Genomic DNA, 248 nt, shown 5'->3' on the forward strand with positions numbered 1-248 from the left:
GTCTTCTGCAACTGCGCGTCCATGTAGTCCTCCTGCCCCCAGGTGGACGTTCTTGACGGATCGTTCGCGCCCGGCCCCCATTGGGTGATGTTGCCGTTTTCCTCTCCGGCGAAGTCCCACGGAGCGTAGTAGTGAACGGAGATCATGATCCGCTGCTCATCGCTGGGAATGGCGGACGACCGGTGGCTGTCGGTCGGAATCTCGAAGCCGTAGTCCCCCGCGGTGTAGTCGATGTTCGTGTTCCAGCC

At 61.7% G+C, this 248-nt stretch carries 1 protein-coding gene; it reads right to left on the reverse strand.

Annotated features, from left to right (window positions below; genetic code table 11):
* A partial coding sequence (locus tag L0U85_RS20255; protein WP_241379572.1) for a cellulase family glycosylhydrolase occupies positions 1–248 on the reverse strand: 248 nt, incomplete at both ends.

This window comes from Glycomyces sp. L485, from assembly GCF_022548875.1.
Classification (GTDB): Bacteria; Actinomycetota; Actinomycetes; order Mycobacteriales; family Micromonosporaceae; genus Glycomyces.